The following is a 15,305-nucleotide window of genomic DNA, read 5'->3' as shown; positions in this document are numbered from 1 at the left end:
CTCAAATAATTAATCCGCATTCAAAAAGTACGATTATTATCTTTTGTTTAATCTTCTCCTCATAATCTAACCAATCATTAAAACAAAACTTAACCCACAAACTATTCCCACATCTTTCTATCAATCACATCATTACATCCGAAATATTAAAGAAATAATTCTTCAATCATAGTTACCCCGCTGATAATCATGCTACATAACAGGTATAAAACAGCCATTTTTATTCTTTAATTTATCGAAAAGGCTTAATTTTGCGGTCTGAAAAAACAAACAGTTATTATAGTTATATTATGGCAGATAAAACTAAAAAGCCGTTATTAAGTGAATTTCCTGGAATTACCACTGAGCAGTGGATGGAAAAAATCACGGCGGATTTAAAAGGAGCCGACTTTGAGAAAAAGCTGGTTTGGAGAACAAATGAAGGTTTCAATGTTCGTCCTTTTTATCGTTCAGAAGATCTTGATAGTGTAAAATACCTTGATAGTCTTCCTGGCGAATTCCCTTATATCAGGGGAACTAAAAAAGACAACGACTGGTTTGTTCGTCAAGACATTTGTGCTGATGATGCAAAAGCAGCAAACGAAAAAGCTATTGATGTATTATCCAAAGGAGTTACTTCATTAGGATTTTGTTTTTGTGCAGCAGTTGACAACTACGAAACTGCACTTGAAACTCTTTTAAAAGACATCGTACTTGATGCTGTTGAGGTAAACTTTGCAGCTCAGAAAGGAAGCAAAGAGCTTACTGAAGCTTTTGTTGCTTACTTAAAGAAAAACAACTACGACTTAGCAAAAGTTAAAGCTTCTGTTAATTGCGACCCAATTGGTTGTTTAACAAAAACTGGTAAATCATGTTATCCGGTTGAAGAATTAGTTGACCGGGCTAAGGCAATTATCGAAGCAGGAAACGCTGTTGCAGGTTTAAGAACCATCAGTGTTAACGGACGCCTTTTCAACAATGCAGGTTCTTCAATTGTTCAGGAATTGGCATTTGCGCTTTCTATGGGTAACGAATACCTGGCTCAATTAACTGAAAAAGGAGTTTCTGTTGATGATGCAGCCTCTGCAATGAAGTTTAACTTTGCGGTTGGTGGTAACTACTTTATGGAAATTGCTAAGTTACGTGCTGCTCGTATGTTATGGGCAACTATCGTAAAATCATACAACCCTGCTACAGAAGACGCTTCAAAAATGGCTATTCACTGTGAAACTTCCCAGTGGAACAAAACTGTTTTTGATCCATATGTAAACATGCTTCGTACTCAAACAGAAGCTATGTCTGCTACAATTGGTGGAGCTGATTCATTAACTGTTCAGCCGTTTGATTCTATTTACAAAAAATCTGAAGCATTCTCTGAAAGAATTGCCCGTAATCAGCAATTATTATTAAAAGAAGAATCACACTTTGATAAAGTAACTGACCCTTCTGCTGGTTCATACTATATTGAAAACCTAACAAACAGTATAGCACAACAAGCCTGGGATCTTTTTGTAACTACTGAAGATAAAGGTGGATATTTAGCTGCATTGAAAGAAGGTTTTGTTCAGGCCACTGTTAAAGAAACTGCAGACAAGCGTAAAAAAGCTATTGCAACTCGTCGTGAAAACCTACTTGGAACCAACCAGTTCCCTAACTTCACCGAAAAAGTTGCTGACGCCATCACTAAAGAAACTTCATGTGGAACATCTTGTTGTTCAGGTGAAACTATTGTTGAACCAATCGTTGCATTCCGTGGTGCTGAAGAGTTTGAAACATTACGTTTAGCTACTGAAAAAGCTCCTAAAGCTCCTAAAGTATTTATGCTTACTTACGGAAACTTAGCTATGCGTTTAGCTCGTTCTCAATTCTCATGTAACTTCTTTGCTTGTGCCGGTTACCAGGTAATCGACAACAATGGTTTTGCTACTGTTGAAGAAGGTGTTGAAGCTGCTAAAGCTGCCGGTGCTGATATCATCGTACTTTGTTCTTCAGACGACGAGTACACTGAAGCTGCTCCAGCTGCTTACAAGGCAATCAACGGTGAAGCTATTTTTGTGGTTGCCGGAGCACCAGCTTGTGCAGATGAGTTAAAAGCTAAAGGTATCACAAACTTCATCAACGTTCGTTCTAACGTTCTTGAAACACTTCAAGGGTTTAGTAAGGAGCTAGGACTTTAATAAGACACAAGTATCAAGACACAAGTATCAAGACTTTTATTTGCAAGATGCATAATTTTAAAGAATTAAAAGTTTGGCAAAAATCAAGAATGTTAGTAAAAACTATTTACCAGATTACTAACATCTTTCCTAAAGAAGAATCTTTTGGACTGATCAGCCAAATGAGACGAGCAGTCGTTTCTATTCCATCTAATATTGCAGAAGGTGCAGGTAGAGGAACTGATAAAGATTTTGGCCGATTTCTTGATATAGCTTATGGATCTAGTTTTGAATTAGAAACTCAGCTATTATTGTGTGTTGATTTAGAATATATCTCTGAGAATGTTTTAAACGAAACAGAACCTCAGATTAAGGAAATACAAAGAATGTTATATTCATTAAAGTCTAAGTATTGATATAATATCGAGTTTCAAGTCTTGATACTTGATACTTGATACTTGATACTTTTTCTTAATAAATAGAAAAAATGGCAAGACCAGATTTTAAAAATATAGATTTCAAAAAGTCTTCTACTGGTGAGGTTAATGCCTCAGAGTGGGAGAAAGCAAATGGGATTACAAAAGACTGGGTAACTCCAGAGCAGATCCCTGTTAAGAGTGTATACTCAAAAGACGATTTAGAAGGAATGGAGCACCTGAACTACGCTGCAGGTTTACCTCCATACCTACGCGGACCATACTCTGTGATGTATGCAATGCGTCCATGGACTATTCGTCAGTATGCAGGTTTCTCTACTGCAGAGGAATCAAATGCATTTTATAAAAGAAACCTTGCTGCAGGACAAAAAGGTCTTTCTGTAGCATTTGACCTGGCTACTCACCGTGGTTACGATTCAGATCACGAGCGTGTGGTTGGTGATGTAGGTAAAGCAGGTGTGGCTATCGATTCTATCAAAGATATGCGTATTCTTTTTGATGGTATTCCATTGGATAAAATGTCGGTATCTATGACAATGAACGGAGCTGTACTTCCTGTATTGGCGTTTTACATTGTTGCAGGTTTAGAGCAAGGAGCTACTCTTGATCAATTATCAGGTACTATTCAAAATGATATCTTGAAAGAGTTCATGGTGCGTAACACTTATATCTACCCACCTAAATTCTCTATGAAAGTTATCGCTGATATCTTTGAGTACACTTCTAAAAACATGCCTAAGTTTAACTCAATCTCTATCTCAGGTTACCACATGCAAGAAGCTGGTGCAACTGCAGATATCGAGTTGGCTTATACTTTAGCTGATGGTTTAGAGTACTTACGCGCCGGTGTTAACGCTGGTATGGATATCGATTCATTTGCTCCTCGTTTGTCTTTCTTCTGGGCAATTGGAACAAACCACTTCATGGAGATTGCTAAGATGCGTGCAGGTCGTATGCTTTGGGCTAAGATTGTTAAACAATTCAATCCTAAAAACCCAAAATCATTGGCATTACGTACGCACTCCCAAACTTCAGGATGGTCGCTAACGGAGCAAGATCCATTCAACAACGTTGGTCGTACTTGTATTGAGGCTATGGCTTCTGCATTAGGTCATACCCAGTCGTTACACACTAACGCATTGGATGAGGCGATTGCATTACCAACCGATTTCTCTGCTCGTATTGCACGTAATACCCAGATTTACATTCAGGATGAAACACAAATCTGTAAATCTGTTGACCCTTGGGCCGGTTCTTACTACGTTGAGTCATTGACTAACGAATTGGTAGAAAAAGCTTGGGCTCTTATCGAGGAAGTTGAAGAGCTTGGCGGTATGGCTAAAGCTATCGAAAGTGGTGTACCTAAAATGCGTATCGAAGAAGCGGCTGCCCGTGCACAAGCTAAAATCGATTCAGGTTCACAAACTATCGTGGGTACCAACAAATACCGTTTGGAAAAAGAAGATCCAATCGACATTTTGGATATCGATAACTCAGCTGTACGTCTTTCGCAAATTGAGCGCTTAAATAAACTTAAAGCAGAGCGTAACGAGGAAGAGTGCCAGGCTGCTCTTGCTGCTATCACTAAAGCTGTTGAAACAGGTGAAGGTAACTTACTTGAATTGGCAGTAGATGCTGCTAAGAAAAACGCTTCTCTTGGTGAGATTTCTGATGCATGTGAAAAAATTGTTGGAAGATATAAAGCTGTGATTCGTTCAATTAGTGGAGTTTACTCAAGCGAAGCAGGAAAAGATCCTGAATTCGAAAAAGCAACTGCTTTAGCAAAAGATTTTGCAGAGAAGGAAGGTCGCCAACCTCGTATTATGATTGCAAAAATGGGACAAGACGGTCACGACCGTGGAGCAAAAGTTGTTGCAACAGGATACGCAGATATAGGTTTCGACGTGGATATGGGTCCATTGTTCCAAACTCCTGCTGAAGCGGCAAAACAAGCTGTTGAAAATGATGTTCACGTAGTGGGTGTTTCTTCATTGGCTGCCGGCCATAAAACTTTAGTTCCTCAAATTATTGAAGAACTTAAAAAGTTAGGTCGCGAAGATATCATGGTTATCTGTGGTGGTGTAATCCCTGCACAAGACTACGATTTCTTATACGAAGCTGGTGCTGTTGCTATCTTTGGTCCTGGTACATCTGTATCTAAAGCAGCTACTGACATCCTAAGCTTATTATTAGAAGCCGCAGAATAAGTTAAAAGTACATAGTCGAAAGTTAAAAGTCGATTTTGTAACTCAATAAAATAACTCAGGGTTTTAAATTCAATTAGAACTCTGAGTTAAAAATAAGTAAAGCCTCTTCGAAATTTCGGAGTGGCTTTTTTTATTTATTACATTTTCTATCATTCTTTGTTCCGATTGAAAATTATTTAGCTATATTTAAACTAAATATTTAGTTAAATGATAACCATTTGATATTCTGAATCTTCATAATATCAAAAATTAAACTTTCAAAATGAAGAAAATAGCATTATTATCCATGCTGATTACATTCAGCTATGCATTATTTGCCCAGGAACAAGGCATTATTTTCAGCCACGATTCCCTTTTGTCAGACATTCTGAAGAAGTCAGAAAAGCTTAAGAAACCTGTATTCATCGATTGCTATACAAAATGGTGCGGCCCCTGTAAACAATTGGCAAAAAATGTATTTCCACAAAAAGAAGTTGGTGAGTTTTACAACAGTCATTTCATCAACGTAAAATTTGATATGGAATCAACCGAAGGAGCCAATATCATGGAAAAGTATAAAATACAGGCTTTTCCTACTTTACTATTCTTAGATTCGGATGGGGAAATCATTCATGCACAACTTGGCGCAGGGGATGCAAATAGCGTTATTGAACTAGGTAAAACAGCGTTAGATGACTCAAAAAATTTCAGGTATTTTAAAACCAAATTAGACCAGGGCGACAGAACAGCAGAAGTCATAACCCAATATTTACAAGCTTATCCTGGCGCAGAAAATAAAGACAATCTACTAAACGACTATTTTACTACCCTAACTGCGGACAAAAAAATATCAGAAGAATCATGGAACTTAATAAATAGATTTGTGCAAGACCTGGATAATCCCCAATTTAAATTTGTACTGGAGCACAGAGAAGAGTTTGAAGAGTTAGTAGGAAAAGAAGATGTTGAAAACAAGATATTAAGCGGCTTTGGATTCTACAGCTATAAACATAGGGATAATCCGGAAAAAATTGACTCACTTGCTCTTGTTGACGCCGAACTATATAAAACTTTCAAATTACGTAACGATTTCTTTAAGGCATTTAGTGATTGCAGACGTAGCAACAACCCTGAAAATATGACTATTTTTATCTCAAAAGCAAAAGAGTATCTATCAAAAGCGAACATCAAACCAATAGCTTTAAATGATTTATGCTGGCAGATTTACAAAATGCAAAAAGATTCGCCCAATAAAGATGCTCTAGAGCTTATAAAACCTTACTCCGAGTCTACATGCAAGAGTTGGCCTGACAATCACTTTTTTAACGACACATACGCTCATATTCTTTTTGATTTAGGTAATATTGAAGACGCAATTAAATATGAAGAAATAGCAATAGATATTGCCCAGAAAAACAAACATGAACAATTAGGATTTTACACAAAAGAACTGCAGCGATTTAAGGACAGCTTAAAAAGCAATTAGCATACATTACCGAACAAACTCAGCCATCTCAATAATATGGGATGGCTTTTTATATGCCTTCCAAGGAGTTAAAACTATAATAACAATACCATTCCGGCTATATCCCTTGGCTCGTATAAACCTATAAATATCACTATTACAACCTCAATCCCATAAACAGCACATCATCAACCTGCTCCAGTTCACCCATCCAATTCATGAAGTTATCCCTAACCAATTCCCCTTGTTTTTCCATTGGCTTTTGATGGATTTCTTCAAGCAACCTTTTCACACCAACCTTCATCATTTTCTTTCCTTTCGCACCTCCAAACTGATCTGGATAGCCATCAGAAAACAAATAGATAGAATCACCTTTTGAACATTCATACTCATAATTTACAAACGTTGTTTCTGAGGCCAGCTCATCGTCGCCAATACTCCTACGAGTTCCATTATAAACTGTCAGTTCATTATTAATAAACAAATAAACCGGACGCTTAGCTGAAGCGAGCACCACTTTCCCGGTAGACATATTAATCTGGATCACCGAAATATCCATACCATCTTTAGCTTGATCATCACCTTCGGTTTGAAGCAAAATACGAATATCATTATCAAGCCTTTCTAGTATATCGGCAGGTGTGTTAACATCCTCAAGTTTATAAATATCATTTAATAAAGTAGATCCAATCATTGACATAAATGCCCCAGGAACCCCATGTCCTGTACAATCTGCACAACATAAGGTAAACAAATCTTTGCTCCGGTTAAACCAATAAAAATCACCACTTACAATGTCCCGCGGTGCAAAAAATATAAACGACTCAGGAAACGTGGTTTTTAAGGTATCAACCTGTGGCAATATTGATTTCTGGATACGTTTAGCATAATTAATACTAGCGGTAATATCCTGGTTTTTCTTTTCCAATTCATTCTTTTGCGATCGAATTTCAACAGTTTGGGCAGCAACCTCCCTGGCAAGAGCTTCATTTCTCTTTCTAAGAGCCCTCATCCTGAATTTCATTATCAGATAAAACAGGATTACACAAAGGACTATACAGACTAAAATGAACCAGGCTTTTCTCCAAAAAGGATACTTAATTTCAATTGACACAGAGATAGGCTTTGTATTTACAACCCCATCGGCATTAAACGCTCTCAACTGCAATTTATATTTACCCGAAGGAAGAAACTCATACTCACGATAATTAGTATACCCCAGATCAACCCATTCATTATTATCCTCTTCTCCCTCCTCAATCATCTTATATTGATAAGTAACCGCCAAAGGATCCTTAAAACTAATACCTGTAAACTCAAAACGGAACCTATAATTAGGAATTCGATATGGATAATCCAGAACAATTGGCTTGTTTAGAGGGTACTCTACACCAGCAATTTTAATGTTCGTGAAGTTTAACATAGGGGCAACATCATTCTTTCTATCCCTGTCAGGAAAATATTTTACCACCCCATGGCTGGATGCAAACCAGATGCTTTTCTCCTTATCCTCCCATAAACGGTAAAAATCTCCACCCATTTTATCTTTAAAACCCATATTCTTAATCTGCATGGTGTTCAGATCTATTGAGCTTATCCCTGGCTGATGACAAACCCATAGGCGGTTATTTTTATCACAAATAATATCGTAACAATAGTTTTTGGCTAATCCCTCACTAACATCAATCTGCTTGATAGAGTCAGTGTATTCAATAATTCCTTTTCCTACTGTTGATAGCCAAATATTCCCATCTGCATCTTCCGTCATCCCGGAGACATTGATAGGCGCACGAGAAATTTTGTGAACCTCAATATTTGCTGAATCAAGCATGCAAATACCACTGGATTTTGGACCGATCCAAACTTTATTATTTCGGTCTATATATACAAAATTAATATTGTTATGAGGCAACCTATCTTCTGTTGTATAACGAGTTACCTTATCTGTTTTTGAATCCAGCACATAAAAACCTCCACTAGTAGCAAGATATATTTTAGACTCCAATATGGCCATATCATTGATACGATTACCAATAATAGATTTTGAGTAATTATATCTTTTAAACCTTAAATCATTAGGTTTTCGATAATACAAACCCTTGTTTGCAGAAGCAACCCACAAAACACCATCATCATCATATTCAAAACTATTAATCCTGTCGGTTGGAATACCCAGCTCTTCATCATAAAACTCATGATCAGCAAAACAAAATTGATCTGTCCGTAAAATCCCGTTATCTAATCCAATCCAAAGATTATTATTAAGGGTTAATACAGAAACCGCCTTACTCTGTTTAAAGCCAATATTTTCAAGATCATAATGAATAAAGCACTCATTAAGCAAAACAGATACGCCCCCTCCATAAGTAGCAAACCAATAATTATTTTCCCTGTCGGCCAATATTTTTTTTATAAAATCATGGTTAAGGCCATTCTCTGTTGAAAAATTAAACGACTCCGTAAAGCTTTGCGTGGCATCATCCCAAAACAATTTGATTACCCCGCTCCCCCATGTTGCCAACATAAGGTTTCCGTCCCTCTCTTCAAAAATATCCAGGATATTTTCATGGTCTACATCAAACTGGATGCAAAGCTTGTTGTTGGCAAAATGCTTTGCTTCTTTACTATCATAGGTAAACAAATAAAAGCCCTCATCCTCAGTAGCAATCCAATACTCACCCTCAATAGCCCTGCGTTTTATAACTGAATTAATAGCAGTTGGTGGTACATCTTCGACTTCTGTCATAGAAACGGCTTCACTTTCAGGGCTCACCCTTAAAATAAACAACCCATCTGAAGTCCCCAACAACACATGAAACTGATCAATACTTTCAAGAGAATAATAATTCTTATCCCCAAACAAATCCCTGTCGAAAAACGTCGTAATCTTTTTGTTTTCTGATATTTTCAGCACCCCATTATTTTGTACTGTAGCCCATATATTACCAACTTCATCCTGGCATATATCCTTGATCCAACTAGTAGCTCTCTCCTCCGGTATCACCTTATGAAAACCGTCAGCATCGCGATAGGACAAAGTTCCATTTTCATGCCCCACCCACAAAGTACCTTGGGTATCTACGTAAAGAGAATGAACAAAATCAGATGCTAAAGAATCATTTTGGGTATAAGTAACAAAGTTAATCCCATCGTATCGAACAAGTCCTTCGCCAGTTCCAATCCACAAATATCCATTGTGATCCTGTGTTAAACAGTAAACAAAGTTCTGTGGCAGGCCCATGTCTGAGTCAAAACTCTTAAAATCGAAAGATTGCGCATTGACAAGGCTAAAAACTTGAAAAAATAATACTATGAATAATAAATGCAGGCGTTTAATTTTATCTAAAACCATAAAATATCAATAATTTGAGCTTCCGGTAAACTATTAACAGGGGGTTAAGCAATAAACAACTAAGGCTTTATACCTATACTATATTTATACTTTGGGATACCCCCAATAGGAACACTATAAAACGGCATCAGCTCGTCATATTGATTTTTCAAAAATATCACAACATTATTACTCTTGATCTTTGCTGTTTTCTTTTTAATTAACTGAATATCATACGACGTATTCTTTTCATTAGGATGCACTTCATGCAAACTTTCACTCCAGTCATTATCTCCAGAAACCTTTAGGAATTCCCCATTTTTTGCTACTGATATGATCCGGATAAAGCCATCGTTATCCCAGTCGAAATTAGTTTGCTTAATTGCCAAAACATTTTCATCTATAAAAGGATAGATATGCGAGATTTCATTTACATCATCATGCAACCTGAATTTATACCTGAAATAAAAGGCAAAAGCCCCTTCAACCTGTTGGTTTTCGGTAGGCAGCTGGCTCATGAACAGACGGTACAAATTCCCGTCATCACCATCAACGCCCTCTATAACTACCTTTATAATATAACCTCCATAATCCGGCAAATACTCGCCTTCAGTAGGATTGAACGGACCAAAAGTATACCATTTACCATCATACCTTTCGTTTTCGGTAAAAGATTTGGTTCCTAACAAAGTGCCACTTTTAAAATTACCACTTAGGTTAATCTTTTTGGCATCATCATTCGAACAAGCTCCTTCACCTCCATAAATACTGTATTTCATACGGCTGTCCCACTCTCCCTTTTGCTCATCAACAGTTCCGCCTACATCAGGATCAAATACCCTAATATAGATAGGTTCGGTATGATCTTTAGGTACAGAATAAAAAATAATTTGAGTAAAATCATTATCCCCCCAGGCCTTATCTCCTTCTTTTCCGAAAGTAACCAGGTGCGGAATATTTTCATCCACCGCAGGTACCGGTTGGGCAATTAATTTTAATGAAGACAGTACCAAAAAAAACAATAGAATGTTGCGTTGCATATAGTTCGTTTTATTTATTCTTTTACTACAATTTGACGTGTGGAAGCCATTTTTTCGGTATGATCATCTACAGAAATTACTCCACACTCAATATTATATATTCCCTTTTTTCGAAAAACATAGTTAATTGTTACACCTTTTGCCCGATTATTCTCACCTAAACTCCAATAATATTGCGCCGGCTTAAAATCTTTGAGTACAGAATTAGCTGCAGAAAAAGTAACCGGAGTATTAATCTGTACGGTGTCGGGGCAGGAAATATAAACTTGTTGTGTTTGTTTTAACTCTAGTTCATATTGGGCAACAGTAAATAAATCTACCTTTGCCAAGGTATCTACTACGCTTAAATGGACATTGTACATCCCGGCTCCGGGAAAACAGTGTCGCACTTCCAGACCATCAGCTGATTCTCCATCTCCAAAATACCATTTATACTTATAGGGCAAAGTGTCAGATTTAAACGGCCCATTCTCAAACAAAGTAAAGCAGTAATTATCATCCACCTGGGTTTTGGCATTCGGGAAAGTAGGATAGGGATTAGAGAATTGGAAGATATCATCTGTCCCATTTCTATCTGACGCAAAAAAACCTTCGGTTTCGCCCGGATAAATATAACAGGAAAAATCATTTTTGGTCGAATTTATAGGTTCATCGAGTTGAACCGGCTCCGACCATTCATTCCCATTCCATGAAGTATAGAAAATGTCTAAACCTCCAATTGAATTATGCTCATCTGATGAGAAATATAGTTTGCCAGAATGGTGATAAAAAGGAAATAGTTCATTTCCTGAAGTATTCACTTTTTCACCCAGGTTCACCGGTTCTGTCCACTCCCCATCCTTAAATGTTGACTGATATATATCTGTTTTTCCATATCCGCCATCCTGGTTTGACACATAAAAAATAGTGTTCCCATCAGGAGAGGCAGTTACTTGCCCATTGGAGAAACTCCTTCGTGAATTGTATGGAAATGATGAAGGCCGCCCCCATTTTCCATCATTATTTTCAATTACAAATATTCCCAACAGGTTTTCTCTTCCTTTACTACGCTGAATTGTTGTATACTGATTCTGCGTAATAAATATCCGGCTTTTATCTTCACTAAAGCAAATGGATGATGTGTTTAACTTGCACAGTTTTTCAGAATTAACGACTTCTTCTTTTCCAAAATCATCATTTAGCAGTACATCCGATTCATAGATACGATACAACCCTTCGTTGTTTTGGTCGAGATAAGTTTTAATTAATTCATGTTTTCTGTTACTTGCAAAATACAAACAGGAATCAATAACAAATGGCGCAAAATCATTTTTAAGCTCACTGTTAGTAGGAAGCGGTTTTACTTCAACTTGTTGTGCAGTTCCATTCTGCATTACAAACAAACTAACAAATGCTATTATAAAATTTGAAATCTGCTTCATATCCTAAAAGAATTTTGGGTTTGGAGAATTAATCTTATAACCAAAGTCGAACTGCAACGCTACCTCATGTGTGCCATTATTATAGGAACCAATTGACTCAACGCTATAATCCAGGCTATAGGTAAAACGGAACTGAGGAGTGATCTGATAACCCAATATTCCTACAATATCACCTACCGTTCTATAGGAAGCTCCAATCATTAAAGAACGTAACAAAATGGCTGTAGCACTAACATCAACAAAGGTTTCCTGGTCTAAATTAACCCTAAGCAAGGCAGAAGGCTGTACCGAAACATTTTCTGACAACTCAAACAAATACCCGGCAGTTACCAAATAATCTATTTTATTAAAATCAACTGAATTGTCTCCTGTTATAAACCTATCGTGATACAAAAAGGTAGGAACTGACACACCTGCAAAGAATTTTGAATCATAAAGTGCAGCCCCAAAACCAAATAGTGGAGCAGATGTTTGCTCGGTCGCAGCAAAGGCGGGATCCTGCATATCAACTACATCTGCCTCTCCCCAGTTTGACTTATAGTTTATATATCCAGCAGAAACACCTAACGCTAATTTCTTATTATTCTTTAAACCCAAACGATAAGCATACGAAATATTAAATCCTGTATTAGAAGCAATAGCATAACTCTCATTAAATATCTGCGCTCCCAATCCAACTTTTTCATTCTTCAAGGGAGAATGAATTGTAAACAACGCACTTGCCGGTGATTCTTCAAATCCCATCCATTGTTTTCTATAAGAGCCAAATACCGACATAACATCATGGGATCCTCCGAATGCAGGATTTATATTATAGCGATTATACATATACTGACTCATTATTATTTCCCGTTGTGCATCAATGGAAAATGTAACAAGTAAGCAAATTGCAATAAAAAAATACTTCATATATAGTGTGTGTTTAATACTTAATAACCAAATACTTTTTAACAGGCTCGCTCAATTCATCTGCATCGAAAATATAATAGTAAACCCCTTGTGTCAATTTCGAACCTCCTTTATCAATTCCATTCCAATTGTTCTGATAGTTTTCGACACTATAAACCTCTTTCCCGTACCTGTCAAACACTGTCAATTTTGTATTGGTTAAGTTTTCAGCACCAAGAATCTTAAAGGTTTCATTTAGGGCATCTCCATTAGGTGAAAATCCTGAAGTTTGAAACAACTCCCTCATTGTAATTTCAACCTCTTTTGTTTCTGGATCACAATTCCCTTCTGTAGGGGTTGCTGACCATAAAAACCTGTACAGCCCCGGTTTCATCCCCGAAACAACAGACTTCGGATCTTCCGGATTTTCAATATTAGCTTCTCCTTCCAACAAAGACCAAACCCCAGTACCTTCTGTTAAAGGAGTTGCATATAACTGCATATTATCCATAGCATATATGGTGGTATCACGACCTGCTTCTACTGGAAATGGGGAAGGCAATACCTCAAGCGAAACCTCATCTATAGAACTACATTGCCCATTTGTTTCAACCCATTTTAGGTTATATATTTTTGATTCATAAGCTGTAAAAGTGGTATAGGGATCAGCACTATCTAAAAATTCGCCATCCATATCAGGCTCCCAATTCCCAACACCTATTGACGGTTCTGCATCGAGCATAATTTCTCTTTCGCACAAATCAACAAGATCAATACCTGCATTTGGTGAAGGCATTTTGTCGATATAAACATTGTAAACCACATCAGAATAACTAGCTTCACAACCATAGGTTCCTGTTATCCGGGAAAATTTATATTCTGTAAGGCTTTGCAAATTGGAACCCGTATTAAACTCAGGAGATAATTCAAGAGTTTTATTTCCTTCAGCCAAACCTCCTTCCGTAAACAAATTTACTCCATCGTTGTAATCTACTATTAATGGTTCATTACCACTAACTTCATAATTCAATATAGTTGAACTACCTTCACAGATCACATCCTCTGTATCATTTAATAACAAGGCTGGAGGTTCTGCAAATCGAATTGTAACTTCAGCAGAACTTACACAACTCATTTCATTACTTGTTTCCGTCCATGTTAAATTAGCCACTTGAAAATCCGCAGAAGTTACAACTGCATTAGGGTTTATTTCTTGTCCATCACCAAAACTAACTCCGGGTGTAATAGTTGACCAGACCCCTGTTGCACCAACAGAAGCAGTAGCCTCAAGCGCAAAATCCTTACCACAAGCCACATCATTATCCCCGGCAAAGGTATTTGGTTTTAGGTCTGTAACTACTTGTTCTCCGCTTATACTACTTGCCTCACATCCATAAACATCAGTTACTTTTGTTAGCGCTAGTGTTTGTGTGGTGCTCACAGGATACTCAACTGCATAATCTGATACTGCAGAAGTTTTTTCTGCATCGCTATTTATCGTATAATCAAACGGGGCGTTACCAGTAAACTCAATAGTAAAACTGGCATTATCTTCTATGCCATCAGTTGAACAAAACTTATACTCACCCCCCGAAACAATAGCTGCCGTAGGACTCCCAAGAAAATCCACCACAACATCATCTGTGGCGATACAAGCTCCGTTTTGTTCTGTTAAGATAAAAGTTAATCGACCTTCTAATGTTTTTGTAAAAATAGGCGTTGGAGAAGTTATATCGTCATAAGTTCCCTCTCCTGACAATAGATTCCATGAAATATCGTGATTCACCTCATCGGACACAATCCCCTGTAATTGATATTCATACCCACAAATCCCGTTGTTATTTTCAATTATTTTATCAGGCCCTGCATTAGGAGAGGGCATTTGAAATATTTCAATATTCATTGAGCCAAATACTTGATCTGAACCAGAGTTTAACTTAGTGGAGTGATTCTGCGGATCTATCTGATAATTATTATCATAAACTCTTAAAATATTCACATCATCGGTTGTACTCTGAGTTACCGAGAAAGAATAATCATAAGTCGATATTGTCTGTAAACCCGTGCTTTCATTAAATCCCACAGGCTGGTAATCCCCTCCTATTTCATAATACAAGGCAAAAGGAGGTGTTCCTGTAAACTCAACCTCTACATTAGCTGTTCCACTCTCACAATACTCAGCATTCTCACTAACAATAGTAACTGTAGGAGGATCTTGAGCAAATACAAGGTTCGAAGAAAATAAGAACAAAAAGAGTACGACGTGAGGTAATATTTTCATAGACTATGGTATAGCAAAATTCAAACTATACAAACATAATCATTTTGCAGGAGAAAATTACGCCCTTACATCTACACAAAACACTAATTAACGCAATGATTTTACCCATTTATCAAAAAAA

General features: G+C 37.2%; 9 protein-coding genes. 4 read left to right on the top strand and 5 right to left on the bottom strand.

Translation table 11 applies throughout. The features are described from left to right. Positions 1-290 precede the first annotated feature (290 nt). The 4 genes from mutA (at position 291) to OM074_RS06025 (ending at position 6,244) form a co-directional block, all read left to right on the top strand. Positions 291-2,156 carry a methylmalonyl-CoA mutase small subunit gene (mutA, locus tag OM074_RS06040; protein ID WP_301198465.1) on the top strand — a complete coding sequence of 622 codons (1,866 nt, stop codon included), beginning with the start codon at positions 291-293 and terminating at the stop codon, positions 2,154-2,156. 47 nt (positions 2,157-2,203) lie between these two features. Next, positions 2,204-2,551, top strand: coding sequence for a four helix bundle protein (locus tag OM074_RS06035; protein WP_301198464.1), 348 nt, complete (start codon positions 2,204-2,206; stop codon positions 2,549-2,551). Positions 2,552-2,622: 71 nt separating this feature from the next. After that, the gene (scpA, locus tag OM074_RS06030; RefSeq protein ID WP_301198463.1) at positions 2,623-4,779 is read left to right on the top strand and encodes a methylmalonyl-CoA mutase; all 2,157 of its coding nucleotides are present in this window, start codon (positions 2,623-2,625) and stop codon (positions 4,777-4,779) included. Positions 4,780-5,041: 262 nt separating this feature from the next. After that, positions 5,042-6,244: a thioredoxin family protein gene (locus OM074_RS06025; RefSeq protein WP_301198462.1), complete on the top strand. Its 1,203-nt coding sequence runs from the start codon at positions 5,042-5,044 to the stop codon at positions 6,242-6,244. A gap of 136 nt (positions 6,245-6,380) precedes the next feature. On the opposite strand, the gene OM074_RS06020 is transcribed toward OM074_RS06025, so the two are convergent. From OM074_RS06020 to OM074_RS06000, 5 genes are read right to left on the bottom strand one after another with little or no spacing between them, the layout of a single operon-like run. Next, positions 6,381-9,575, bottom strand: coding sequence for a two-component regulator propeller domain-containing protein (locus tag OM074_RS06020; protein ID WP_301198461.1), 3,195 nt, complete (start codon positions 9,573-9,575; stop codon positions 6,381-6,383). 59 nt (positions 9,576-9,634) lie between these two features. Beyond that, positions 9,635-10,594, bottom strand: coding sequence for a hypothetical protein (locus tag OM074_RS06015; protein WP_301198460.1), 960 nt, complete (start codon positions 10,592-10,594; stop codon positions 9,635-9,637). Positions 10,595-10,608: 14 nt separating this feature from the next. Beyond that, a complete protein-coding gene (locus OM074_RS06010) occupies positions 10,609-12,015 on the bottom strand; it encodes a PKD domain-containing protein (RefSeq protein WP_301198459.1) in 1,407 nt (468 codons plus the stop codon). 3 nt (positions 12,016-12,018) lie between these two features. Beyond that, on the bottom strand, positions 12,019-12,924 hold the full coding sequence (locus OM074_RS06005; RefSeq protein WP_301198458.1) for a PorP/SprF family type IX secretion system membrane protein: 906 nt from the start codon (positions 12,922-12,924) through the stop codon (positions 12,019-12,021). Positions 12,925-12,937: 13 nt separating this feature from the next. Then, the gene (locus OM074_RS06000) at positions 12,938-15,184 is read right to left on the bottom strand and encodes a T9SS type B sorting domain-containing protein (RefSeq protein ID WP_301198457.1); all 2,247 of its coding nucleotides are present in this window, start codon (positions 15,182-15,184) and stop codon (positions 12,938-12,940) included. Between the last annotated feature and the right edge of the window lie 121 nt (positions 15,185-15,305).

The organism is Plebeiibacterium marinum (assembly GCF_026013615.1).
GTDB lineage: Bacteria > Bacteroidota > Bacteroidia > Bacteroidales > Marinilabiliaceae > Saccharicrinis > Saccharicrinis marinus_A.
The sequence above is the reverse complement of the archived record's forward strand: the minus strand, read 5'-3'. Positions and strand labels throughout refer to the sequence as shown.